Origin of the sequence: Lysinibacillus sp. NPDC093688, assembly GCF_050280145.1 — a bacterium.
Taxonomy (GTDB): Bacteria; Bacillota; Bacilli; order Bacillales_A; family Planococcaceae; genus Lysinibacillus; species Lysinibacillus xylanilyticus_B.
The window spans coordinates 3323-29166 of the sequence record NZ_JBNNUX010000047.1 but is presented as its reverse complement, the minus strand read 5'-3'; the positions used below and the strand labels follow the sequence as shown (position 1 = coordinate 29166).

The following is a 25844-nucleotide window of genomic DNA, read 5'->3' as shown; positions in this document are numbered from 1 at the left end:
ACTATTTACCACCGCTCGTTTTTTTCTTCATTATAAACAAAAATACCCTATAAGATGACCTTTTTGAAAGTGTCTATCTTATAGGGTACATTTTATATTTCTGGTTGACCATTTTTTATTTGGTTTTATTATAAGCAGTAGCCAGGGTAGAACGTAACTGCTCGTGGGGCTTGACCCCGTCAACTAAACCGTTCGCCCCCTACTTGCAGAAACATGATTGAGGCTGGTTGGGACTTAGATCTCGTATAACAAGCGAAGCTATGACACTGCATGGAGGATTAGGGGTAACTGGCAACTATGATTCTAGGAGGAGATTAATAATGAATCCAGTCGTTGGTCTGGATATTTCAAAAGGAGAAAGCCAGGTTCAAGCATTTTTAGATAAAGGCAAACCATATCGTAAAAGTTTTAAGGTAACGCATACTTTAGAAGGTTTAAATGACCTTGTTTTATTTTTAGAAGATGTAAAAAAAGAGGCTGGTATGAAGCCTACAATCATTTTAGAAGCTACAGGACATTATGGTGCTCCTGTCATACATCATTTAGAAGAACGAGGATATTTATTGATTATTATTAATCCTTTAATTTCATATAAGGCAAGAGGAACGAGTTTGAGAAAAGTAAAAACGGATGCCATCGATGCCTATCTTCTTTGTGAATTGTTCTATAAAGAGGATTTAGAGCCATATAAAAAACGTGGTGTACAGTTATTAAATCTTCGTAATCTTACAAGACAACATGAAAATATAACTGGCGTAATGATTCAAACTAAGTTGCAATTTCAGGCAGTCCTTGAACAGGTATTCCCTGAATATAAAGGGGTCTTCGGAGATTTATATTCTAATGTTTCATTATTAACTCTTTCAGAGTTCCCTTCTTCAGAAGATATTTTGAAAGCAAGTGAAGAATCCATTACAGACAAAATTTATGAACTATGTAAGAGTAGATCCATTAGATGGGCAAATGAAAAAGCTTTACAGCTTAAAGACGCTGCAGCTCGTAATCCTTTTGAAAAAACAGTTTACCAGAGTCATATTTTAAGTCTTGATATATATATAAAAATCCTTCTTCAATACAAAGAGCATCTATCAAAGTTAGAGTCAGAAATAGACGCCCTCGCTAAAGAAATTGAAGAATATAGTATTATCAAATCTATCCCAGGTATCGGTGAAAAAATCGCTGCAACGATTATTTCTGAGATTGGTGAAATAGATCGATTTAACAACCCAAAAAAGCTTGTGGCTTTCGCTGGAGTTGACCCAAGTGTTTTCGAATCAGGTAAGTTTTCAGCAACCAAAAATCGAATTACAAAACGAGGTTCAAGTAGACTTCGTCATGCCTTGTTCATGGCTGTTAGTTGTGCAATACGAGATTGCAGAAAAACCAGAACAGACGATAAAATCATTCCTAGAAACAAGAAATTACGTGAATTTTACGATAAAAAACGTAACGAAGGAAAACCTTTTAAAGTAGCGATGATAGCTTGTATTAATAAGCTATTACATTGGATTTTTGCCTTATTAAAAAACAGAACTGCGTTCCAGGATTTGGTTTGATAGATAAGTACAACTAAATCAAGCAGAACCTTCCAAAAACAAACTTTAGGATGGTTATTTGTCATGCACTTTTTAGTATAGCACGTGCCTATTAAACTTTTAAAAGAAAATTATTGACAAACTATTAGCTGGTTTAGTTGAATAACAACAATCTTTTCAAAAACAGCCGATTTCTTCCATAAAGCCTCCGGAGGATGTCATGCAATTATTGATAGCAAATGAGGGTTATAGAATAGGGACTTTTTTATAGATTATTAATTCTTTTTATTTAATATCAATCCATCTAAAAATATTGCAATAAAGCCTTTACTTTCTTGTAATAAATCAAAATCTTTTCCAAAAACTAACCAGTCATATAAAGATCCCCGCATACAACGAGTAATGTAAATCACAGTTTCCTGCACATTTATTTGCACAGATAATTCACCATCCTTAATTGCTTTTTGTATAAATGAATGCAAAATTTTATACAATTTGCGTTCAGAATTGGAAAAGAAATTTCTTTCGTTTTCAATTAAGCCACTTTTGTATACAGACCGCATTAAATCCATTCCTAAATCATCTTTTAAATATTTCATTTGTGCATCAGTTAATGAGATCACCTTTTCCTTGAAAGAAAGATTTAAGGGCAGTGTAGTTGTAAATTCTTCATAAAAATGATCAATTTCTTTAAATTTCTCTAGGAAAATATCGTACTTTGAAGTGAAATGACCATAAAATGCTCCTTTTGAGCTTTTGCTTTCTTGAACAATTTCATCAACCGTTACTTGATCAAAGCCTTTCGTTTGGAACAATGTAAGTGCTGTTAAATATATATGTTTTTTCGTTTCTTGAGCCTGCTGCTTTCGTGTCTTTTTCATTTCTACATCACCTAAATTCCGTGAGATTTTCTACTTAACTTTAGCATATTACTCGATCATGTAATTAACTTATTTTCTGAATTGTTAGAAAAATATTGACAAATAATTGTCTTGATGACTAATATACAGACTATAGTCTATGAAACTATTTCAAAAGGGGTGTAGATCATGGATCTAATTGGAAATAGAACGTTGCGTTCTGTTTTAAGGGAGAGAGTTGCGCAACAGCCTGAAAAAAGTTTTATTCGGTTTGAGGATTGTAAGGGAATATATTTTGAAAAAAATTATGAGGATTTTTATGAGGAAGTTATGCGCTTCAGTAATGCACTTCTTAAGCTGGGCATTAAAAAAGGGGATCATGTTGTGTTGCATTTACCAAACAATATGGAGTTTTTTACAGCATGGTTCGCTCTTGCTGAAATTAGAAGTATTATGGTGCCAACTAACATTTTATCACCAGCAGATGAGATGAAATATATTATTACTCATTCTGAAGCTACCCTCATTATTACAGAAGGGGACTATATCGAAAAGTTTGTCAGTATTCAGTCTGAAACGCCGACTATACAAAATATTATTATTACGAGACAACAAGATAACGCTGAAGGTGTCTTATATTTCTCTGAGCTTATTAAACATGAAAGCGATAACGATGTGCATTTCCCAACTGTTTCATCAGATGATATTGTGGCATTGCTTTATACATCTGGAACAACATCCAAACCAAAAGGCGTTCAAGTGACACATGCTAATTATATTTACACAGGTGAGTTGATGGCTCGTTCTATAGCTTTAACACCTGAAGATCGAACATTTATTGTCTTACCTCTTTTCCATGGGAATGCGCAATATTACTCCACGATGTCTGCCATTATGGTAGGGGCAGGCATTGCAGTTACGGAGAAATTTAGTGCTTCACGTTATTTTAAACAAGCAAAGGCATTAGGCGGAACAATTGGTTCTTTATTTGCCGCACCTATTCGTATGATTTTAGCGAAAGAGTATGAAAAAGAGACAAAGGATAACCCGTTACGACTTGTCCTTTTTGCACAGTCAGTGGCAGAACACCAATTAGTACAATTTGAAGAACAGTTTGATGTGAAGTTATTACAACTGTATGGTTTGACCGAGACTGTTGGGATTCCACTAATAAATCCTCTATTTGGCATACGAAAAAATATGAGTATTGGTAGACCAAACATTGGTTATGAGGTTCAGCTTGTCGATGAACATGGGATCCCCGTAAATCAAGGGGAGATTGGTCAAATTGCCGTTAAAGGGATCCCAGGAAGAACCTTAATGAAAGGCTATTTTAAGAACGAGCAAGCGACAAACGACACGCTTAAAGATAACTGGCTACTGACTGGGGATAACGCACGAATTGATGGAGATGGTTATTTCTATTTCGTTGATCGTATAAAGGATATGATTAAACGTTCAGGTGAAAATGTTGCAGCCAATGAAGTAGAGCATGTGTTAACAGAGCATCCATTAGTATTTGAAGCAGCAGTCATCGGTGTACCAGATGATATGCGTGATGAAGCTATTGAAGCTTATGTTATTTTACAGGCAGGCGCTGCTATTAGTGAAGAGGCATTGATTGCACATTGTCGGGAGCGTCTCGCAAAATTTAAAGTGCCAGATAGTATTGAATTTGTGACTGATTTCCCTCGTACACCAGTCGGCAAAATTCAAAAGCATGTTTTACGTAACGCTATTTTTAGTTAAAGAGAATGATATAAAAATTTGAATGTTGAGAGAAGGGGCTATATGAAAAATGTGAAGATATTATTAGCAAGTTTAGCAGGCTCAATCATTGAATGGTACGATTTTTATTTGTATGGTACGGCAACAGGATTAGTTTTTACAACCTTATTTTTCCCTTCATCCAATCCAGCAATGTCGATTTTAATTGCATTTGCTACGTTTGGAGCTGGCTATGCGGCACGACCAATTGGAAGTTTAATTTTTGGACATATGGGTGATCGTGTCGGAAGGAAAGCCTCGCTAATGCTTACGTTAATTGGAATGGGCGGTAGTTCTTTTTTGATCGGTTTATTACCTACGTATGCGCAAGTGGGGTTACTCGCGCCAACGTTATTAGTAATTTTGCGACTTATTCAAGGGATTGCACTTGGCGGTGAATGGGGAGGTGCTGTGTTACTAGCTACCGAATCGGCTACAAAAGGTGTGCGTGGCTTTTTTGGTTCTATTCCGCAGCTTGGTGTTCCAATCGGTTTAGTGTTAGGGACATTTAGTTTTACACTGATTTCTTCATTAACGACAGAAGCGCAATTTATGGCCTGGGGTTGGCGTTTACCATTTCTATTTAGTGCAGTTTTAATAGTATTAGCAATATGGATTCGAAGCGGGATTGAAGAAACACCTGAATTTAAACGCAAAAAAGACAATGGTGAATTAGCTAAAATACCAATTGTCCAAGTATTTAAATATAACAAAAAAGATATTTTCCGCATTATTGGATTAAAAATAGGGGACGGATTCTTTAATGTATTTTTAATGTCATTTATTTTAGTGTATGCAACTACCTATATTGGCTATACAAGGGATGTCGCATTATTTGCTTTAACAGTAAGCTGCGCAACAATGATTGTAACAATTCCACTTGTTGGCTATTTTTCAGATTTTATAGGCCGTAAGAAAATTTATATCGGTGGCCTAATCACAATGTTACTGCTAGCTATTCCATATTTCGTCATGATTCCGATCAAATCAACTTATTTCTTTACGTTGCAAGTCATTTTACTCGGTATCGTATGGGCAGCCATTTTCGCGACTCAAGGTACGTTTTTCTCTGAATTATTCCCAGCAAATGTTCGCTATACGGGGCTATCCTTTGGCTATCAAATCGCTGCGGCAATCGTCGGCTTTGGGCCAATGCTATGGACATCTTTAGCAACAGAATATGGGGCAGCACCGTATTTATTTGGTGGATTGATGATGGCGGGGCTCCTAATATCACTGCTACTTGCCGTATTTTCGCCTGATACACGATTGATCACTCAATATGAAGAAACTGCCGAGAAAGTACAAGAAGATGAACGCATGTTAGACGCTCAAGTGGAAGTGGCAATGACAACTACGACAAAGTAATCGTGTACATTAAGTTTTAATTTAATAAAGTGCACTTAATACTTTTATAAAAAAACAGGGTTCTCCTTTTTGAATAGGAAAACCCTGTTTGTTATTAGTTTAAGCCTTGGCTATCTTTCCACTCTAGGAATTCATCATAAGTTAATAGCTTATCTAAAATTGTGCCGTCTTCACGGATTTCGATGACACGGTTCGCAATTGTTTGGATGAACTGATGGTCATGAGATGTGAAGAGCATCGCACCTTTAAAGCGCATAAGTCCTTCATTTAGTGCTTGAATAGATTCAAGGTCAAGGTGGTTCGTTGGTTCATCTAGTAAAACAACGTTTGCAGTTGCAAGCATCATTTTAGATAGCATACAACGAACTTTTTCGCCCCCTGATAAAACTGAAGGAGATTTTTTCACTTCTTCACCAGAGAATAGCATACGACCTAGGAAGCCGCGTAAGAAGCTTTCTGTTTCATCATCAGGAGAATATTGACGTAACCATTCCACTAATGATTTCTCTGAACCTTCGAAGTATTTATCGTGATCATTTTCAAAGTAGCTTTGAGAAGTTGTTACGCCCCATTTGAATGTACCAGCATCTGCTTTTCTTTCGTCCATTAGAATATCAAGAAGAGCTGTTTTTGCCATTGGATTACCAAGTAAAATGATTTTATCGTCTTTGTTCATCGAAAAGCGAATATCTTTAAGTAGTGTTTCGCCTTCATTGCTTGCAGTAATGCCTTCCACTGTTAACACATCATTACCGATCTCACGTCCAGTTTGGAAGTTGATGAATGGATATTTTCGGCTAGAAGGTTTAATGTCGTCAAGCTCGATTTTATCCAACATTTTCTTACGAGAAGTCGCTTGGCTCGATTTCGAAGCGTTCGCAGAGAAACGAGCAACGAATGCTTGTAGCTCTTTAATTTTTTCTTCTTTCTTCTTGTTTTGGTCAGCCATCATTTTTTGTGCTAATTGGCTAGACTCATACCAGAAGTCATAGTTACCAACATATAATTGGATTTTAGAGAAGTCTAAATCCGCAATATGCGTACACACTTTATTTAAGAAGTGACGGTCATGGGATACGACAATAACTGTATTTTCAAAGTTAATTAAGAATTCTTCTAACCATTGGATTGCTTTTAAGTCAAGGTGGTTGGTAGGCTCATCAAGTAATAGAACGTCTGGTTTACCAAATAGAGCTTGTGCTAATAATACTTTGACTTTGTCAGAACCTTCAAGATCAGCCATTAGCATATAGTGAAGCTCGTCGCCAATTCCTAACCCGTTTAATAAAGTTGCTGCTTCTGATTCAGCTTCCCAACCATTTAGGTCAGCGAATTCACCCTCTAATTCAGCAGCACGCATGCCATCCTCATCAGAAAAGTCTTCTTTTGCGTAGATAGCGTCTTTTTCAGCTTTTACTTCCCAAAGACGTTTGTTCCCCATAACAACTGTATCTAGTACATTGAATTCATCGTATTCAAAGTGGTTTTGTTTAAGGACTGATAAACGTTCGTCCTTGCCCATTGATACGTTACCTTCCTGTGCTTCAATTTCACCAGAAAGAATTTTTAAAAATGTTGATTTACCAGCACCATTTGCTCCGATTAAACCGTAGCAGTTCCCTGGTGTGAATTTTATATTTACGTCTTCAAATAGTTTACGATCGCCATAGCGAAGACCTACATTACTTACTTGAATCATGCAAGTTCCTCCTTTTTTCACAATGGCACTAGTATATCATGAAATATGTACCATAGTCTATAAACATTATTAAATCAACGTTTGGCGTTATTCAAACAATGAATTACCTCAGCTTTTTGCCGTGCCACCTGTATCTATTATTGAATAAAGATCTAGATTCTTTCAAAACATGTCCATGTTAGCGTTGCGGCTTTACTACAAAAATGGCTTTCAATGCTGCTTTTTCTGTTTAAAAACCGCTTTTTTCTTCTTTCGGCGTTTTTCCGAAGCATTGCAGAAACATCCATAGTTTTTCTAAATTAGTATCGGAATAGTAATTCCATCGAGGGTGTTCAAACAAGTGACAGCGGATAAAGGCAGGAATAACTTAGTTGGTCCTACACATTTTGAAAAACTACCAGCTTTCATCTTTCTTTCAAGCGTTTTTAGAAAGTGCTTGAAAGGTACAGATGAATATACATTATAAAGCTTGACAGGGCTGTTATTAAAGGCTGTTTTCTAAAAGATTGTTGCTATTCAACTAACGAGGCAGGATAGTGGAATAAGCTGTATACTAAATACAGTTTGTAGAAAGAGGGAAGATAGATGTTTTTTATAAAGCGAAAATTTATTAAAAGTGACATAAAGTATATGGCGGAACTGTTGTATCAAGATGTATCACCTGAAAAATGGGACCAAGAAAACCTTACAAAAAATAATTTAAATTTTTCAATTGAAAGTGTTCGTTTGGTTGATGATTATGCTGATAGGTTAATGCATACAGAATTTGGACAGCAGCTATTAAAAGAACATCCAGATAATTTTCCTGTACGAATTGGAGTCTATTTAGGAGAAGTTATTAAAAACTTTACTAACGGGCAATTTAATTGGTTTGAATTTAATTCTATCCAAGAAAATACGATTCATTTAAATAACTATCTGATGAGTGTAGAAGACGAAAGTGTTCTTTACTCAAAAAAATTAGATAAAGTAATATCCGATTTATGAAACTATTCAATATCTTAATGGAAAATCTAAATATAAAACTCTTTTAAACTATGTAGCCGAAGTGATAAAAATTCAATAAAGAAGCGATTGCTCTAATTGAACTATCGGGGGCGATTGTTCAATTAGAGCAATCGCTTCTTGGGCTACCAAGCAGTTTAATAGAAGAAGGACATTTATATTATTTCTAGAATAAAAAGATAAATAACTTGGATTAAGGAAGCGGTGAGATTAATAGCACAGAAAATCAATTTATTTATAGATAATAAAACTGAACGAAGCATAATCAACAGACTACGGAGTGAGGGTTGTGTCTTCGCTGAAGAAGAAACACAGTTACTTATCTCTGAGGCTAGAAGTATTGAGGATTTAATGAAAATGGTAGAAAAACGAGTAAGTGGTTTACCGCTTGAGTACGCGCTCGGGTTTACGAAGTTTTGTGGGTTACGAATAGAAGTAGAACGGGGAGTTTTTATACCACGACGACGTACGGAGTTTCTAGTTCAGCAAGCAAAAGTTTTAACCCGCCCATATGATATTGTTTTGGATTTATGTTGTGGGTCTGGTGCTATTGGTGCTGCAATTGCAACCGACCTTAAAAAAATTATTTTACACTCCGTTGATATTGACCCCGTTGCTGTACGATGTACTTCCCGTAACATAACTAAGATTGGTGGTCATGTTTATCAAGGTGACTTATATGATGCATTATCCGATTCATTGAGAGGTCGAGTGAACATCATAGTGTCTAACGCACCTTACGTTCCTACTGATTCAATAAAACTACTTCCCCAAGAAGCACGTTTATATGAACCAAAAGTGGCGCTTGATGGAGGGATGGATGGATTAGACCTTCAGCGAAAAGTAGTGGAAAAGGCTTCTCACTGGCTTGTTCCTGGAGGACATCTATTGATAGAGACGAGTGAAATTCAGGCTACTCAAACTTCGGAAATTTTTGCCGATGTTGGGCTAATTACCAAAATAGCTAGAGATGATAAATTAGATGCAACAGTTGTTATTGGAAGAAATCCTTAAACTACCGATGACACGTAAATTCGAAATTAATCCCAAATCCTTCTTCCTATAGAAGTGCGTTGATCCAAGAATGATTAACGTGCTTTTTTGTTGGAATTATTGAACTCCCATGAAAGAACGCAACCATCTTTCATTTTCTGTGGTGTAGTGTTAATTTTACACGACATGGATGGCTAACGGGACAGTATTGTTTAATAATCAATGGGAAACATTAAGAAAAAATAGGTGGAAAGTATCTGAATAATTATCCCTAATTGACACCGTTAGGGAAATGGGAAGGAATTAAAAAATAATTTAATACAAAATTAGTTAAATGATTCTTTTCTTCACTGTTATTAATATATTAATCGTCGCTTTGTTAATACTAGAATTTGAATACAGGATATTGCAAAATAACAGGAACAAAGGAGGTATGAAATTTGAAGATCCAAAGAATAGATCATGTGGGAGTAATCGTAAATGATCTCTCTGCCGCTAAAGAGTTTTTTCTCGATTTTGGACTTGAGGTGAAAGGGGAATGGGAAATGGAAGGAGAGTTGATGGGATATGCAGTTGGGCTTAATGACGTTAAAGTAGCGTGTGTAGGATTGGGTACGCCAGACGGTCAGACATGGATAGAACTAATCAAATTTTATACGCCGTCAGATGAAAACGATATTCAGCAATCCCTTGCAAATACACTGGGTATCCGACATATTGCATTTACAGTTGAAAATATTGAAGCTGTTGTTGCCAAATTGAAAAAGAAGGGTACGGAAATCTTTAGTGAGATACAGCAATATGAAGAAAGTTATAAATTATGCTACGTTCGTGGTCCAGAGGGAATTATTTTGGAGTTGGCTGAGGAAATCAAATAAGTAATGTTAATTAAAATGAAAGTACGACTCTTTGTTACTTTCTATTTTTTAGTTTGTGAAGAAATGTACTTAAACTCCCATGAAAGAACGCAACCATCTTTCATTTTCTGTGGTGTAGTGTTAATTTTACACGACATGGATGGCTAACGGGGGCTTTTGTTTAATAAGGATAGGACTTGTGTGTATGATTGATTTCCATATATGCAAGTCCTATTGCTATGTTTCCACAGCTGCGCCTGAAGTTCCACACATGGCTGTGTAGCAGCAATTAGACGGACTATGCGTATGCTCTCTCTTGCTCCAATCAACCTCACAGTCGCAACAATAGCTTATAAAACATCTGTATTTTTGAATTTTCACTATTTATAAACAAACTCTCATATTACTTTGGTATTATTTTTATATAGTTAGAATTTTAAGCTAGTTCCTAAAAAGGTGTGAGGTGTAGTTAATGGAGGAACTTATAGATTTTGTTATGGCAATTTCATTTATACTGAATCCCATTTTAGTAATTGTATTTTGTCTAAATTTAACAAGTTTGATAATAAAAATAGTTATCTTTAAAATTGCTAAGGATATGAAAAGGAGTACAGACAGTTGCAAATACATTAATGTTTGTTTTGTTGGGGGATGCTGTTTAAACGTTTAATACATCATTGTGGAGGACAAAGTACATAGAGAGCGTCTGGTACCATTTAAATAATCAGTAAAATGATAGTCTATCATTTGTTTCAATTGTAGTATGATTTTTCATCATAATAAAACAATCATAAAGACCTACAACAATTTTATAGGTTCTGGTTGCTTCCTTGCTACATAATCGACTAGAATGATTATGTATCTTTTTTGTTTTAGGTTATACATACATATTTATTGTTTCTTATGCACTTAATGCATTTGGATAGTTTTTAAAGTTGATATTCTGCTATTCCAACTCCAACGTTTCACCTCTTCGAATATCAGTATAGGTAACTGTCAGTAGAAGACTATTATTCATTATATTTTCATGCCGCACCGTCCAGAAATGGTACACTTCTTATAGGAAATGAAAACCTTTGAACTCGCCAGGCTAAGAAGGATTCAATATTTCCTACTGCATGAAAACTATTTTGAAGAGTACCTAGACTGTAACGACCTACTTGGTTTGCTACAAACTCACGTTGAAATGTAAAGCCGTTAATAACTATATAAATATGTCATGTCAACTTTTTCAAGAGATGAGCATGATTAAAAACAAGAAATATATATGGGAATATTATCTATTGGAGGTATGTTATGGGTAAGGGCTTGATAAGATCAGCCATTTTAATAGTAGTAATTGTACTAGGGATAGGAAGCTATTATTTTATAACAGAAATTAGAAATGAAATGGCACATAAAAAACTTCTGGAAAACTATGAAAAGCCAATTCCAAATAAACTAAATGAAGAATATGATGTAATTGTCATTGGTGGAGAACCAGAAGGGGTTGCTGCTGCTGTATCATCAGCTCGTAATGGTGCAAAAACACTTCTAGTAGAAAAGCGTGAGGAATTAGGGGGGCTATTTACGTATGGAATGCTCAATTTCCTTGATATACCTCGAAATGACTCTAAACGACCAGTCAGTATGGGTATTTTTAAAGAATGGCATGATCATGTTAGAGGGAAAGATGCATTTGGAATTTTAGATGCTAAGGCAGCCTTTAAAAAGCTTGTCGATGACGAACCAAATTTAACGCTTTCTGTACAAACAGAAGTCGTTAATGCCAATCTTGATGCGAACAAGCTAACATCAGTGAAATTAAAAAATAAATATGGTACGTATGATGTGAAAGGTAAGGCATTCATTGATGCTACACAGGATGCTGATTTTGCTGCAATGTCAAAAGTTCCTTTTTTCATGGGTGGAGAAGATATTGGCATCAAGGATAAAAGAATGGCTGTTACCTTGATGATTCATTTGAAAAATGTTGATTGGGTTAAGGTGAAGGAAGCGGCTCACTCAAATACTTTTGGTGGTGCTCACCTAAATGATTCAGTTCTATGGGGGTTTACAAAGCTACATGATGACTATAAGCCAGTACAAGAAGGTACGAGATTACGAGGCTTGAATTTAGCAAAAGTAGATGATGAATATTATATTAACGCTTTACAAATCTTTGGAATCGATGGTTTGAATGAACGCTCCAAACAGGAAGCAATCGAAAAAGGCAAGAAAGAGACTGAACATATTTTAAAATATTTACATGAGAAGTTTCCTGGCTTTGAAAATGCAGAAGTTGTGAGTTATCCGGAAGAACTATATGTCCGCGAAACAAGACATATTTGGGCAGAATACCAATTACCGATGTCTGATGTTTGGAAAAATAGTGATCATTGGGATAGCATTGGTTTGGCCGCGTATCCAGTTGATGTCCAAGCGCAAACGCCTCATGATTATGGATACGTTATTTCGGCTCCAAAACAATATGCCATTCCTTTCCGTTCTTTAGTACCTAAAGAAATCGATGGCTTGCTTGTTGTAGGTCGTTCCGCAGGTTATTCTTCGCTTGCAGCGGGAAGTGCACGTGTCGTTCCAACGGGTATGGTGACTGGAGAAGCAGCGGGAGCAGCGGCGGCATTAGCAATTAAAGACAACGTAACCTTTAGAGCCATGAGCAAGAACAAAGAGCTCATCAATACCTTAAGAGAAAATTTAAAAAATCAAGGGGCTCTTGTAGATCCATTTAATAAGGATTATCCTTATAAAGATGAATGGTATGATAAATCCATTCAAACATTAATCAATTACGGGCTAGTTGTCGGTGGATATTCGAATGACTTATACGTTGAAGATGCAGCAACAAAGATTAAGTTTGCGAAAATGCTAAAAGAGGGCATTCAACGTGTTAGTCCTGAGAAAATGAAAGCACTAGGCGAGAAGCTAGATATCGTTATCTATAAAGTAGCTAATAAAGAAAGTGACCCAATTACAAGAGATGAAATTGCAGAATTCTTGGCGGAAGTATTAGTAGGCAAGTCAAGTGATAATAACTGGGATGTATTGGTTGAAAAAGGGGTTATCAGTGAAAAAATAGCGACAAGATTTACTGAAAACAAGAAACTTAAATTAAAAGAGATGTATGCCATTATGGCTGATGCCATCCGTTATGTAGAAAAGGAACATTCCCACTCATGAGTGGGGGATGTTCCTTTTCCTTATAGTTACAGCCATTTAATGTTGTAGGTTATCGTAATATGCCCTATCACCGAAAGTGCTTATCAATTCGATAATTTTAATTTCAATAACACAGTTGACTAAAAAAAGGAATTCCTGTAGAATATTTTGAAATTATAGTTAAATTCGATGATAAAGAGAGTAGTTTATGGAGCAACTGGAAAGCGAATTAGGGATGGTGTGAGCCTAATGCAGAAGCTATAAATGAAACGCACTTTGGAGAAGGTTCTCGAATTAGTAGTAGAGAATATCGGGGAGTCACCTCGTTAACAATGGAAAGTGGTCATATTATATGGCAACTAGAGTGGTACCACGGGATAACTATGCTCTCGTCTCTATTTTAGAGACGGGGGCTTTTTTTATCTTCATTCAGTATGAATTGAACGTACACAATTCAAAATCCGGACGCATTGTTTATCTGCGCGAAAGCGGGAATTTCGTCTCGGCGTAATTGATTATTTTAGAGAGGAGAATGAACATGAATACACAAATCGCGAAAAGTATTGCTGAGGCTTTAAATAACGAGCTGTCTGTTATTGAAATTCAAAATTTATTGGAGAAACCAAAAAAATTGGACTTAGGGGATTTGGCATTCCCGTGCTTTACGCTAGCAAAAAAATTAAGAAAATCCCCTCAAACTATCGCAACCGACATAAAAAATAATTTAAGCTGTGATTGTATACAAGAAGCTCAAGTTGTAGGTGGTTATGTCAATATATTTTATCATCAGCCAACGATTACTCAACAAGTGCTTAGCCAAATCGTAAAAGAAAAAAATTTATATGGGACCAAACAGGAGCCAAAAGGGAATGTAGTGTTGGACTTTTCTTCACCTAATATAGCGAAGCCATTTTCTATGGGCCATTTACGTTCTACAGTGATCGGCAATGCTTTGGCCAATATTGCCGAGAAAAACGGCTACAAAGCAATTCGCATTAATCATTTGGGTGATTGGGGAACACAGTTTGGGAAATTAATCGTTGCTTATCAAAAATGGGGAGATCAAAAAACGATTGAAGCTGCCCCAATAGAGGAACTGCTAAAAATTTATGTAAAGTTCCATGAAGAAGCGGAGCAGGATGATTCTCTAAATGAACAGGCACGTACCGCATTTAAAGCATTAGAAGATGGGGATGAAGAGACGTTAGCTCTTTGGCAATGGTTCAGAGATGCATCACTCGAAGAATTCAAGAACATTTACGAACTGCTTGGAATTAATTTTGATTCATTCGCTGGGGAAGCATTCTATAATGACAAAATGGCTGCAGTTGTTAAGGAGTTGGAAGAAAAAGAACTGCTTGTAAAATCCGAGGGTGCTCATGTCGTTGAAATAGACAATATGCCTCCGTGCTTAATGACCAAAACTGATGGTGCTACGCTCTATGCTACACGTGATTTAGCAGCTGCTTTTTATCGCCAACAACAATATGACCCTGACAAATCATTTTATGTTGTAGGGCATGAACAATCACTTCATTTTAACCAATTATTTAAGGTCATTGAGAAGATGGGGTATGATTGGGCAAAAGACATGCAGCATGTACCTTTTGGGATGATTCTAAAAGAAGGTAAAAAAATGTCTACTCGTAAAGGGAAAATTGTTTTATTAGCAGATGTTCTAACAGAGGCGATTGCTACGGCGAAGCGAAATATCGAAGAAAAAAATCCAAATCTAAAGGATAAAGATAGCGTCGCACATCAGGTTGGTGTAGGAGCGGTCATTTTTAATGATTTAAAAAATAATCGACTTTATGATATTGAGTTTTCCATTGAACACATGATGAATTTTGAAGGCGAAACAGGACCATATATTCAATATACGAATGCACGTATTGCATCTCTTTTGGAAAAAGCAGATGAACATAGTTATGAAGTATCTCTCGAAGCATTAGCTGAGCAAGCATGGCCTATTATTTTATTACTGGAACAGTTTCCGAAAGTAATTGCTAGCGCCTTTGAAGAAGCAGATCCATCACAAATTGCTAAATACGCTTTACAATTAGCACGTCAATTTAATAAATATTATGCGCAAAATAAAGTATTGGTCGATGACAGCCAAAGAAAATCAAGATTAGCATTTTGTTTATGTGTATCCATTGTGTTAAAAGAGTCGTTAGCACTGTTAGGTATTGCCGCACCTAAAAAAATGTAAGGACAATTAGCGTAACTACGACATGATGCTAGCTACATTCTGCAAATAGTAATGGCCATGAAATTGACCGTTCAAAGAAAAAATGGTAAAAGGATATAGTGAGAATTCAAAGGTCTACCATATTTCGTTGAATTTTTAACCGTATAAATAGAGAGAAGGTTTTTAGAAAGTATGGAGAAAAAGCAATGGCGTGTTTCCATGGTACTTGTGGTTGTTTGTATTTTCTTGGTTGCGCTCAATATGCGCCCGGCAGTCACAGGAATAGGACCACTATTTAATGTACTTTTAGAAACACTCCATATATCAAATACGAAAATGAGCTTTTTAACATCTATTCCAGTGTTTTGTATGGGACTCTTTGCACCATTCGCAGTACCATTACAAAGAAAACTCGGAACAAAAACGGCTATTACGCTCTTATTAATCATCCTAACCATTGCAAATGGCTTACGCTTTTTACAAGAAAGTTATGTACTGCTTGTAGTCACAAGCTTTGCGGCAGGATTTGCCATTGCCCTTATTGGACCTATATTAAATGCCTATATCAAGAAAAAATTCCCGACCCGTTTTACTACGGTGGTAGGTATTTATTCATTTGGAATAGGAACAGGGGCAACATTGAGTGCGGCACTAACATTACCATTTTATAATCATTTTAATGAGAGTTGGACGATGGCCCTTGGCTGTTGGGCAATACTTGCTATCATTGCTCTTTGCATATGGATCCTGACAATACAAAATCAAAAGCTACCAGAGACAGCTGTATGTACGGAAAAAGAAGTAAGAAATCCGTGGAAAAACGTCCGTGCTTGGACCATCTTAATTTACTTTGGCTTACAAACATCTTTGTTCTTCTCAATGATGTCCTGGTTAGCACCGATGCTACAGGATAAGGGTTTTTCCCTTGGTGCTGCAAGCTCTATGCTAACATTTATGTCTATTGTACAAATGATTGGGAATATATCGGTTCCCATACTAATGGAAAAATGGCCAAGTCGAATCGGCTGGCTTTTCTCTTTAGGGCTCTTTGGCATTATTGGCTTTGTGTTGCTATGGGTAGGCTCAGGGACTTTGTTATGGATTGCGGTATTCATTATAGGTATCGTATTAAGCGGCTTATTTCCAATCGGTTTATTGTTACCATTGGATGAGGCAAGAAATGACGAGGAGGCAAATAGTTGGTCATCTATGGTGCTTTCAGGCGGCTTCATGATAAGCGCCATTATCCCTATACTAATCGGTTATTGCTATGATATGACTGGTAATCATACATTTACCTATGCAATTTTTATTACATTAATGCTAGGCATTATAGCTACTATCATTTTTCTTAAGAAAAAATAATGTGGAGACATGCGCGAATGTACGCGCATGTTTTTTTAAAGGCTGTTTTCGTGTTTGTTTTTGCCGAATAGGAACGATTGTTCTATAATGTGGAATAAGTAATATGGAGGAGTATTTTATGAGACCTAATCTAACGAAAGATATAAGTGTAGAAAGTTTTAACGATTACTATTGGTTAAAGGAAGAATTGCAATCTTTTTGTAGAGAAAACGGAATAAGTGCTTCTGGTTCTAAAATAGAGATTTCCAATAGAATTGAAACATTTCTTCAGACAGGGGAGATTAAAAAGCCTGTCAGAAAATCAATAGCGAAGAAGATAGAACAGCAAGTAGATTTAAGTCTTGATACAGTCATTACGGAAAATCATCGTTGTAGTCAAAATGTAAGGGCGTTTTTTAAGACATTAATCCCGAAATTTCATTTTACTACCTATATCCAAAACTATTTTAAAAATAATGTCGGAAAAACTTATCGTGATGTTGTAGACGCATGGGATAAGGAGGAAGAACGGAAGAAAGACCCTTCATACAAGAAAAACATTGCACCTCAATTTGAATATAATCAATTCATTCGTGACTTTTTTTCTGACCCGAAAAATCAAGGGAAAAGTCGTGAAGAAGCGATTGCAGCCTGGAATACAATCAAGAAACTACCTGGAAACAATACATATACGTCTACTAATTAGTTAAGCACATCTCACTATTTTTCCTGTTGGATAATTTGATTCTCATTATTATGATGAACTTTTATAAGCACTAGAAGCTTCCGTGCAATGTTCATTAGTATAGATGTACATTAATGCATCAGTAAACATGGTGGGTTGGTCTAACATGATTCGATGTTCAGCATCTGGAATGATCAATAATTTTTTAAGGGGAGCAATGATCGTATTAAATTTTCTATGGCATTACTATAGGGGATCAATATTTATTTCAATCTGGTACTAACTATGATAACCCGATATTACTTTATTTACATGGAGGTTCCGGTAGCGTTGAGTCGCTTTTTGGATTTATTTTTTAGGCTGTTTTCGTATAGATTGTTGCTTTATTCGAGGATTTCAGCGAATTAACTAAATCAGAGCAATTGGCATTATTTAATGCGATGAAACAAGACTTGTTTCCAGATAAGCCAGACAAAATTACTAAACTACTCGGCTATACTCTGCCAAAAATCGCTGAACGGCTAAAAATTCATATCTCTACTGCATTTTTTGGAGACATAAAATCTTGAACGCATTAGGCAGTCTTGGCTTTCATCAACTACAAGGAATTGTTGAGAGCGATGAAACCTTTTTCCGAGAGTCTATGAAGGGTCGGGAAATCACTCATAGAAAACCCAAAAAGCGTGGTGAAAAAGACGAAAAGAGAGAGATTTCCAACCTAAATTGCTGTTGTAGTCGCACAAGACCGCAACGGTAGTGTGATTGCTCGTAAAGCGGGAACAGGTCGTGTTAGAGCTGAGGAAATTGACACTGTGATAGGTGAGTATATTCACCCGTCTGCTTTGTTATGTACGGATACAGCAACGAATTATAAAAAGTTTGCCAAGATAAAAGGATTACAACACGAAACAGTCAATGATCGACAGAAACAGCGTGTAAAGAAAGGCATATACCACATCCAGCACGTCAATAACTTTCATAATCACTTGAAGACGTGGATGGAGAGGTTTCAAGGAGTCGCAACGAAATATCTGGTTAATTACCTTTACTGGTTCCGTTGGCTTGATTTAGAGAAAAACGTAGCAATTGAAAAACGAGTGGAGCAAATGCTTATTTCAGCGTGTCAAAAAACGAACTATACTACTGTCAATTCTTTAAGGGCAACTTAGTAAGGAATAAAAAAGAGGATAGCGAAATGCTACCCATCTTGTTTTAATTAGCTTTCGGCAATACCGTAAGCAAGTAATACAATATACCCGATGATACAGATTGCAATAATGTTAAGTATTATTAGTAGCCATTTTAATAAACCTTTTTTTGCTTTAAATCCTAAAAAAGCTCCTAATAATGGGAACAAAAACATTGAAAGAATATATGGTTTACCTAATGCTCCTAACGACACTCCATTCCACATTGTAAAAAACATAACAACGAAGATTACTAAAGTAGTAAGTGAAAGAACACTATATTTATTAATTTGGGTTCACCTCCCTAAAAGTTGGTTGTTATTCCTAATTTATCATATTCAAACCTTTATACAATGACCGTTTAATTCCTTTTATGTCATTATAGTATTGCAATATTACTTTTTAGCTTAAAAATAACAAAGTTTTCAAAAACATCCATTTTTTATCGATTATTCTCCCTCATTATGATTTCTTCGTCTTTCAAACTCCTTTAAAATCTTCAACTGAACGTCATTTTGATTTTCATCTATTATAAATTGAATGTTTTCTTCAAAACCATCCTGTTCATCACCATCAAAACGATATAACTTCTATAATAGTCTCCACATTGTCTCCTGAAAAATAAATTCCTTTTTAAGCTGCCTCGAACGCAACTTGTTTTCCAAGCGCAGTAATTGAAGCGAGAAGTCTGTCCTTTTTTTTTATAATATTTTAACCGCAAATTATAAGTTATTTTCCAGAGCAAAGTTTAAAAAGAGACGTTTTTTATAGGTATAACGAATTGAACATAAGATGAGAGCTGTATTTTAATAATACAAACAAATAAATAATATTATTATGTAAACTTGAAACGTAGCGTAACCTTGTTTATGATAGAATAGAAAGATGAAGAAGAAAGTTTTGGTGAACGTATGTTGAAAAAGATGCTCATTCTTGGAGCAACAGCTTTACTTTTAACGGGATCTGGTAATGAAACATTGGCAGAGGTAGTTCAAAGTAAAAAGAGCGCTGTGAAATCGGAAAAGGCTGTGACGAAGCAGCAAGAAAAAATTGTACCGGAAGTTAAAGTAGTTGGGGAGAACGGAATCGGTGCAGGGATTATTGTTAAAAAAGAAGACGCTAAGCTGTATATTGTTACAAATGGGGCGCTCGTGGCTTCAAAGCCAACTGCGCTTGTACAATTTAATAATGATAAACTGATGGAAGCCGAAGTGCATTATTTATCGACAGCTTATAATATAGCCATTTTAGAAGTTTCCTATAACGTATCGGTCAAGGTACCTACCGTCTATAATGGGGAATTAAATCAGTTAGCTGTTTATGTCGATAGCTTACCACACATCATACAAAAATATAGTGACAATGTAGCAGCTTATTACATAGATGCAGAACAAAATACACGTATTGGGAGTCCTGTTCTAGAAGAGGAGAATGGTGAACTTGTGGGCATCTATTTTAAACGCAAGGAAAACGGTGTATCACAGCCGTTTATATTGCCATTTAAAGATATTGTGATGTTATTGGATGAATGGTGTGAAGGTGGTATGAAGCCAAGTAATCGACTAGCTCAAGCCAAAAATTTGTATCCGTATATAGAACAGGGAGACAAGGTAGCAGTCCAGCAAGCTATTGATCAATACGGAAAGAACATTTTTGCTGTTAATGCCGATGAAATAAAAGTGTTTTTAGATTCATTTCATAAGCAATTAAAAGCAGCCGTTGACGTTCATGATGCTAATGACTTGAAATCTTTCGTAGGTACAAACGATTTACAAAGCACCTTGGATAATATGATTGCCTATTACGCTTCCAAAAATGCGCAAATTTATTTTTCCAATACGACGATTAAAAATATCAACATGGAAGGACAAACTATTGTTGTTCGTGCCAAAACGGAATATGTTCTAACAAATTCTACTGGTCAAGAGGCACTTGCGAACTCTATGATGGTATATGAAATAAATAAAAATGAACAGGGCGAGTATCAGCTTATTCGTCTAACAACTGAGGAGTGAAAAGTTGGATGGAGCAAGCAAGACAAATGCTACAACATCATTTTGGCTATGATTCATTTCGCAATGGACAGGCACCAATTATTGAACAAACATTACGAGGTCAATCAAGTCTTTGTGTGATGCCAACTGGCGGAGGTAAATCAATTTGCTATCAAATTCCGGCACTCATACAAGATGGCCTTACAGTCGTCATTTCGCCTTTAATTTCTTTGATGCAAGATCAGGTTGAAGCATTACGTGCTGCAAATATTCCGGCCGCGTATATTAATAGTACCTTAACCGTGCAAGAAGTGAATGAAACGATACAGCTTGCAAGTGCAGGTTATTTAAAGCTTCTTTATATAGCGCCAGAGCGATTAGAGAGTGCAACATTTTTACAGGTATTATCTAATTTATCTGTACCTTTGATTGCGGTGGATGAAGCACACTGTATATCCCAGTGGGGGCATGATTTTAGACCAAGCTACCGAGCAATCCAAAAATTATTTACGTTGTGGCCGCAAAAGCCGACTGTCTTAGCACTTACTGCTACAGCTACACCAGCTGTTTGTGATGATATTAGACAATTATTAGACATCGACGAGCAATCAACTGTGATTACCGGTTTTTCTCGCGACAATTTAGCATTCTCTGTGTTAATCGGTGAAAACAAAGAGCGCTACATTAAAAATTATTTAATGAAAAATAAAAATGAAGCGGGCATTATTTATGCGGCTACACGGAAGGCTGTAGACGCGATCTATGAGCAGTTAAGTCGTTCGGGCGAAGCTGTTGCAAAATACCATGCGGGACTATCAGAGGACATGCGTATGTCAGAGCAGGAGCGCTTTTTAAAAGATGAGGCGCGCATTATGGTAGCTACCAACGCATTTGGAATGGGTATTGATAAGAGTAATGTACGCTTTGTCATTCATTATCAAATGCCGCGCAATATGGAGAGCTATTATCAGGAAGCGGGACGTGCAGGGCGTGACGGCTTACCAAGTGCTTGTATTTTACTGTATGCATCAGGTGATGTTCAAACACAGCGCTTTTTAATTGAACAGACACAGGATGAAACACGGATTGCACAGGAATTAGGAAAGCTGCAAACGATGGTGGATTATTGCCATACAGAAGGCTGTTTACAAAATGCCATCTTAACTTATTTTGGCGAAGTACCAGGGACGCCTTGTAGCCGTTGTAGTAACTGCAATGATGGACGAGAAGTGAAAGATGTGACGGTAGATGCACAAAAGGTGTTAGCCTGTGTCGTAAGGATGGGGCAAAAATTCGGTAAGACGATGGTAGCCCAAGTGTTAATAGGCTCCAAAAATCAAAAGGTCACTGAATTTGGCTTTGCAAGGCTGTCTACCTATGGCATATTAAAAGGCCAATATTCATCAAAGGATGTCTCAACCTTTATTGAGTTTTTAATTGCTGAGGGCGTTCTTGCTGTTAAACACGGCACGTTTCCGACTATCTATGTATCAGAAGAAGGCAAACAAGTGCTACTTGGGACTCGACAAGTCATGCGAAAAGAAGCGGTTACTGTACGTAAGCTCGTAGACAATGATCCGTTATTTGAGCATTTACGATTATTACGTAAAGAGATTGCAGACGAGGAAAAGGTACCACCATTTGTTGTGTTCTCTGATAAAACATTACGTGATTTATGTGACAAAAAACCGAATGAGCTAGAAGATTTACGACATGTTAGCGGGATTGGTGAAGTAAAATTCGAAAAATATGGAGAGCGTTTCTTCGATGCTCTGCAGTCTTTTTTGAAAACAGTTTAACTTCTTTCAGCAAATGACTTATGTAGTGAAAGCAAAGCGACAGCTACAAATGTCTTATGTAACAGCAGTTACAGAAGTCTCCGACATGAGTTTTTAAGGTGTTACTTTTCAGCGGGTGTCCAAATATCTGTACCTGTCGCTACGCTTTCGGTACAAAAAAACACTTGCTGAAATAGAGGAACTCAGTCTAAGAACGCCACGTCCTGTGGCAACGACTGAGTGACCAACATCACGTTGGCCCAAAGCCTCCGGCGGATGTCACGGAATCGGAAAGGAGTTCTTAGGCTAACTGACCTGCATCGGTAAAAACGGCACGTCCTGTGGCATTACCGAAATGACCGACATCGTGTCGGCCCTCGTGCAGGCCTAAGCACAAAGCCGATTCTGGACGCAGTTATGCCTCGGCATAATTGATAGTGAAAAAAGGGAAGTGCTTAATTCAACAGAATTAGGCACTTCCTCTTTATTTATAAAGTATTACAAACCGCTATTTCTCCCAAAGCTCGATCAGTCGACCTTCAGGATCTTTAATCCAAATAAACTTTCCGAATTCACTTATCTCTTGTTCCTTCTCAAGAGGTACACCAATATGTTCAAGATGCTTAATAGTCTCGCTTAGATCATGTACTTGGAAATTTAACATCACTTGTTGTTCTAGTGGAAAGTAACTGTCATTTTCGTTGAAGAATGAAAAGATCGTCTCATTTCCTAATTCGGGTTTGATCACAGTCCCATTCCAATTTTCTATGTCCATTTTCAACACTTCACTGTACCATTTTTTGATAACATCAAGATTGTTAGTTCTCCAAAATATTCCTCCAAAACCTTTTATCATCGTATTTAACTCCTGTCTGTATTTAAATTTTTAGTTTTTCGAATTTATGTTTAGTTCCTCATCAACTATATCGCTTGAATAGTTAAAGTACAATTTTTTACATCAACTATTTGGGTGGCTACTTCATCTAAAACGATCTTTAGTTGAAAGATTTGATTTCGTACTTGAAAGTTATTTCTTCAGCAAGTATTGATAATATATCGTCTAAGTCAAAAAGCTGTTCTATGTAGTGTACACCTGCTGAATAGTTATTTTTGATTAACTTATTCCCTAATATTGAGGCTACATTACCTGTTATCTCTGTATTATTCGAACCAAATAATACAGATTCAATGGTTCCTTCTTTTCCCTCGATTTCACCATGTACTTCCGCTTTAATTAAATAATCATTCGAGCCTATATTTAATTTATCAAATATATGCAAAGCTCCCACAAATATATTTATAAAAATATTTTTAAAGAATTTATATTTTAATAGCTTAAAAGTGCCTAACTTTTTAAGTATTGCTACTTCTTTTGTTGTAAAGTCCGAGTCATAAAAGAAGCGAGAAGATACGTTTTCTAAATGAAGCGTTTTAGTGAGAATATGTTGGTCAGCCAGATTAAATCTATAAGCAACCCTTTTCCCATATTTTTTAGGTAACTCTACATATTTACCATCAGTAAAACTACTTACATACTTATTTTGACCATTTTCACATATTGAATAATTATTATTTATATTATTTAGTAACCATTCTACTCCGTCATTTCCATGCTTTTCACCAATCCCAAGCATTAGATAAGTGTCCGTACTGTTAACTTTATTAACCTGATTAACTAAATTTTTGACCATTAAATTTGATAAACCTGGAGCTAAACCTACCCCCAATACTAAAGTTGTTCCCAATTCAAGTGCTTTACTATGTAAGTTTTCAATTTTTGATAGGATAGTATAGGAAGGGGAAATATCTATATAATGAACTTTATTTTGTATACACATTTCAACGAAATTAGTATCTTTTTGGTCAAGGCACATTATTACTAACTGTGTGTGTGTAAATACTTCATGGGATGCCTCCAAATTATAAATATCTAGTTTCAACGGCAGAACCTTGTCATTCATAGACAAAGAAAATCTTTTTGCCTTTTCGAAATTTCTACCAGCTGCGATAACTTTTCCAGGATATAACTGAGATAAAGTTTTACAGATTACGGTACCGACTTGACCATAACCACCGATTACTAAAATATTTTTCACTAGATAAAACCTCCCTGTATCAAAAACGTATACTAACATTATGGAATAATTGTTCTTTAACTCTTTGACCGATAGTGAATGTAAATTTCTTCATAATTTTCTTTCTCTATATATTAACATAAATATCCAGTTATATTCGGGTAGATTACCAGCTAAACCTAAAGTTAAAAGGTGACAAAAACACAAATACCAAAATATCTATTGCAGGTATGTGGAATTTATTTAGCCTATTAGATTTTCCGAAATTTTGGCGGTACCTATAGTAGTTACAAAACAAAAACAAAAAAACCCGGAATAAATATTCCGGGCTTGATTCACACTTACTTATAGTGCTCCATGACACACTGCCTCGCTTCCGCATTGATCTTAAAATTTTTAAGAAACTGTGCTTTAGCTGCATTCAGCTTTGATGGTCCTTCTGAGTTACCGGTCAGCCCCACTCATCGGGTTAACCCTCCTTGTCATTGGATTTGAAAGTGAAATCTTAAATAGTATAGACCGTTCATTATTTTCTATACACGTTTTTAAAAAGGAAAAAAATCCAACGGCTATACTTACAATGCGGCATTAATGCGTCCTAAATCGCCATAGGCACGCAGATGTTTTTTGCGCGAAAGAGAGGCGACAGCAACAGATGTTTTTTTCGCGAAAGCAACAACGTGGTGTCAGTTTGCCATTATCGTATGAAGAATAACTAAAGAGGGGATATAATAAAAAAAACCCGGAATATTACTATTCCGGGCTTGATTCACACTTACTTATAGTGCTCCATGACACACTGCCTCGCTTCCGCATTGATCTTAAATTTTTAAGAAACTGTGCTTTAGCTGCATTCAGCTTTGATGGTCCTTCTGAGTTACCGGTCAGCCCCACTCATCGGGTTAACCCTCCTTGTCATTGGATTTGAAAGTGAAATCTTAAATAGTATAGACCGTTCATTATTTTCTATACACGTTTTTAAAAAGGAAAAAAATCCAACGGCTATACTTATAATGCGGCATTAATGCGTCCTAAATCGCCATAGGCACGCAGATGTTTTTTGCTCGAAAGAGAGGCGACAGCAACAGATGTTTTTTTGCGCGAAAGCAACAACGTGGAGTCAGTTTGCCATATCGTATGAAGAATAACTAAAGAGGGGATAAAACAAAAAAAGAACCCGGAATTAATATTCCGGGTTTGATTCACACTTACTTATAGTGCTCCATGACACACTGCCTCGCTTCCGCATTTATCTTAAAATTTTTAAGAAACTGTGCTTTAGCTGCATTCAGCTTTGATGGTCCTTCTGAGTTACCGGTCAGCCCCACTCATCGGGTTAACCCTCCT

The 25844-nt window shown here is 36.3% G+C and carries 17 protein-coding genes, 1 pseudogene and 1 other annotated feature; of the genes and pseudogenes, 13 read left to right on the top strand and 5 right to left on the bottom strand.

Annotation, left to right across the window (positions count from 1 at the left end; all coding sequences use genetic code 11):
- Nucleotides 1-320: 320 nt before the first annotated feature.
- Nucleotides 321-1556 (top strand): IS110 family transposase, encoded by a 1236-nt coding sequence (locus ACQKN2_RS22695; RefSeq protein WP_427416950.1) that lies wholly within the window; start codon nt 321-323, stop codon nt 1554-1556.
- Nucleotides 1557-1810: 254 nt separating this feature from the next.
- Here ACQKN2_RS22695 and ACQKN2_RS22690 read toward each other — a convergent pair whose 3' ends face one another.
- On the bottom strand, nt 1811-2416 hold the full coding sequence (locus ACQKN2_RS22690) for a TetR/AcrR family transcriptional regulator (RefSeq protein ID WP_427416949.1): 606 nt from the start codon (nt 2414-2416) through the stop codon (nt 1811-1813).
- A 168-nt stretch (nt 2417-2584) separates the two neighbouring features.
- Between ACQKN2_RS22690 and ACQKN2_RS22685 the strand changes: the two genes are divergently transcribed.
- Both ACQKN2_RS22685 and ACQKN2_RS22680 read left to right on the top strand, forming a co-directional pair.
- Nucleotides 2585-4144 carry an AMP-binding protein gene (locus ACQKN2_RS22685; protein ID WP_427416948.1) on the top strand — a complete coding sequence of 520 codons (1560 nt, stop codon included), beginning with the start codon at nt 2585-2587 and terminating at the stop codon, nt 4142-4144.
- A gap of 42 nt (nt 4145-4186) precedes the next feature.
- Nucleotides 4187-5530 (top strand): MFS transporter, encoded by a 1344-nt coding sequence (locus ACQKN2_RS22680; protein WP_427416947.1) that lies wholly within the window; start codon nt 4187-4189, stop codon nt 5528-5530.
- Between the two features lie 94 nt (nt 5531-5624).
- Here the strand turns inward: ACQKN2_RS22680 and ACQKN2_RS22675 are convergent, their stop codons facing one another.
- Nucleotides 5625-7229, bottom strand: coding sequence for an ABC-F family ATP-binding cassette domain-containing protein (locus ACQKN2_RS22675; protein ID WP_427416946.1), 1605 nt, complete (start codon nt 7227-7229; stop codon nt 5625-5627).
- A gap of 585 nt (nt 7230-7814) precedes the next feature.
- On the opposite strand from ACQKN2_RS22675, the gene ACQKN2_RS22670 reads away from it, so the two are divergent.
- The 8 genes and pseudogenes from ACQKN2_RS22670 (at nt 7815) to ACQKN2_RS22635 (ending at nt 18632) form a co-directional block, all read left to right on the top strand.
- Nucleotides 7815-8216, top strand: coding sequence for a hypothetical protein (locus ACQKN2_RS22670; RefSeq protein WP_427416945.1), 402 nt, complete (start codon nt 7815-7817; stop codon nt 8214-8216).
- 255 nt (nt 8217-8471) lie between these two features.
- Entirely contained in the window at nt 8472-9248 is a 777-nt protein-coding gene (locus ACQKN2_RS22665) for a putative protein N(5)-glutamine methyltransferase (RefSeq protein WP_427416951.1), read from the top strand.
- Nucleotides 9249-9667: 419 nt separating this feature from the next.
- Nucleotides 9668-10105, top strand: a complete 438-nt coding sequence (locus ACQKN2_RS22660) for a VOC family protein (RefSeq protein WP_427416944.1) — start codon at nt 9668-9670, stop codon at nt 10103-10105.
- A gap of 1275 nt (nt 10106-11380) precedes the next feature.
- A complete protein-coding gene (locus ACQKN2_RS22655) occupies nt 11381-13264 on the top strand; it encodes an FAD-dependent oxidoreductase (RefSeq protein ID WP_427416943.1) in 1884 nt (627 codons plus the stop codon).
- A gap of 159 nt (nt 13265-13423) precedes the next feature.
- Nucleotides 13424-13643, top strand: a binding site (T-box leader).
- 138 nt (nt 13644-13781) lie between these two features.
- Entirely contained in the window at nt 13782-15455 is a 1674-nt protein-coding gene (gene argS / locus ACQKN2_RS22650; RefSeq protein WP_427416942.1) for an arginine--tRNA ligase, read from the top strand.
- 171 nt (nt 15456-15626) lie between these two features.
- Complete coding sequence (locus ACQKN2_RS22645; protein ID WP_427416941.1) at nt 15627-16799, top strand: CynX/NimT family MFS transporter; 1173 nt, start codon at nt 15627-15629, stop codon at nt 16797-16799.
- 118 nt (nt 16800-16917) lie between these two features.
- Nucleotides 16918-17484, top strand: a complete 567-nt coding sequence (locus ACQKN2_RS22640) for a DUF6434 domain-containing protein (RefSeq protein WP_427416940.1) — start codon at nt 16918-16920, stop codon at nt 17482-17484.
- Nucleotides 17485-17837: 353 nt separating this feature from the next.
- A pseudogene (locus ACQKN2_RS22635) lies at nt 17838-18632 on the top strand (IS1595 family transposase).
- A gap of 47 nt (nt 18633-18679) precedes the next feature.
- On the opposite strand, the gene ACQKN2_RS22630 reads toward ACQKN2_RS22635, so the two are convergent.
- A complete protein-coding gene (locus tag ACQKN2_RS22630) occupies nt 18680-18865 on the bottom strand; it encodes a hypothetical protein (RefSeq protein WP_427416939.1) in 186 nt (61 codons plus the stop codon).
- Nucleotides 18866-19561: 696 nt separating this feature from the next.
- On the opposite strand from ACQKN2_RS22630, the gene ACQKN2_RS22625 reads away from it, so the two are divergent.
- A complete protein-coding gene (locus tag ACQKN2_RS22625) occupies nt 19562-20665 on the top strand; it encodes a TcaA NTF2-like domain-containing protein (protein ID WP_427416938.1) in 1104 nt (367 codons plus the stop codon).
- An 8-nt stretch (nt 20666-20673) separates the two neighbouring features.
- Nucleotides 20674-22443: a DNA helicase RecQ gene (gene recQ, locus ACQKN2_RS22620; RefSeq protein WP_427416937.1), complete on the top strand. Its 1770-nt coding sequence runs from the start codon at nt 20674-20676 to the stop codon at nt 22441-22443.
- Between the two features lie 487 nt (nt 22444-22930).
- Here recQ and ACQKN2_RS22615 read toward each other — a convergent pair whose 3' ends face one another.
- Both ACQKN2_RS22615 and ACQKN2_RS22610 read right to left on the bottom strand, forming a co-directional pair.
- Nucleotides 22931-23278: a VOC family protein gene (locus tag ACQKN2_RS22615; RefSeq protein ID WP_427416936.1), complete on the bottom strand. Its 348-nt coding sequence runs from the start codon at nt 23276-23278 to the stop codon at nt 22931-22933.
- Nucleotides 23279-23417: 139 nt separating this feature from the next.
- A complete protein-coding gene (locus ACQKN2_RS22610; protein ID WP_427416935.1) occupies nt 23418-24518 on the bottom strand; it encodes a saccharopine dehydrogenase NADP-binding domain-containing protein in 1101 nt (366 codons plus the stop codon).
- Nucleotides 24519-25844: the final 1326 nt, after the last annotated feature.

Bases quoted from the DNA above. Each gene is read 5' to 3' on its own strand.
- ACQKN2_RS22615 (WP_427416936.1), bottom strand. From the start codon at position 23,278: ATGATAAAAGGTTTTGGAGGAATATTTTGGAGAACTAACAATCTTGAT.
- ACQKN2_RS22675 (WP_427416946.1), bottom strand. From the start codon at position 7,229: ATGATTCAAGTAAGTAATGTAGGTCTTCGCTATGGCGATCGTAAACTA.
- argS (WP_427416942.1), top strand. From the start codon at position 13,782: ATGAATACACAAATCGCGAAAAGTATTGCTGAGGCTTTAAATAACGAG.
- ACQKN2_RS22655 (WP_427416943.1), top strand. From the start codon at position 11,381: ATGGGTAAGGGCTTGATAAGATCAGCCATTTTAATAGTAGTAATTGTA.
- ACQKN2_RS22690 (WP_427416949.1), bottom strand. From the start codon at position 2,416: ATGAAAAAGACACGAAAGCAGCAGGCTCAAGAAACGAAAAAACATATA.
- ACQKN2_RS22645 (WP_427416941.1), top strand. From the start codon at position 15,627: ATGGAGAAAAAGCAATGGCGTGTTTCCATGGTACTTGTGGTTGTTTGT.
- ACQKN2_RS22680 (WP_427416947.1), top strand. From the start codon at position 4,187: ATGAAAAATGTGAAGATATTATTAGCAAGTTTAGCAGGCTCAATCATT.
- recQ (WP_427416937.1), top strand. From the start codon at position 20,674: ATGGAGCAAGCAAGACAAATGCTACAACATCATTTTGGCTATGATTCA.
- ACQKN2_RS22625 (WP_427416938.1), top strand. From the start codon at position 19,562: ATGTTGAAAAAGATGCTCATTCTTGGAGCAACAGCTTTACTTTTAACG.
- ACQKN2_RS22640 (WP_427416940.1), top strand. From the start codon at position 16,918: ATGAGACCTAATCTAACGAAAGATATAAGTGTAGAAAGTTTTAACGAT.
- ACQKN2_RS22685 (WP_427416948.1), top strand. From the start codon at position 2,585: ATGGATCTAATTGGAAATAGAACGTTGCGTTCTGTTTTAAGGGAGAGA.
- ACQKN2_RS22670 (WP_427416945.1), top strand. From the start codon at position 7,815: ATGTTTTTTATAAAGCGAAAATTTATTAAAAGTGACATAAAGTATATG.
- ACQKN2_RS22695 (WP_427416950.1), top strand. From the start codon at position 321: ATGAATCCAGTCGTTGGTCTGGATATTTCAAAAGGAGAAAGCCAGGTT.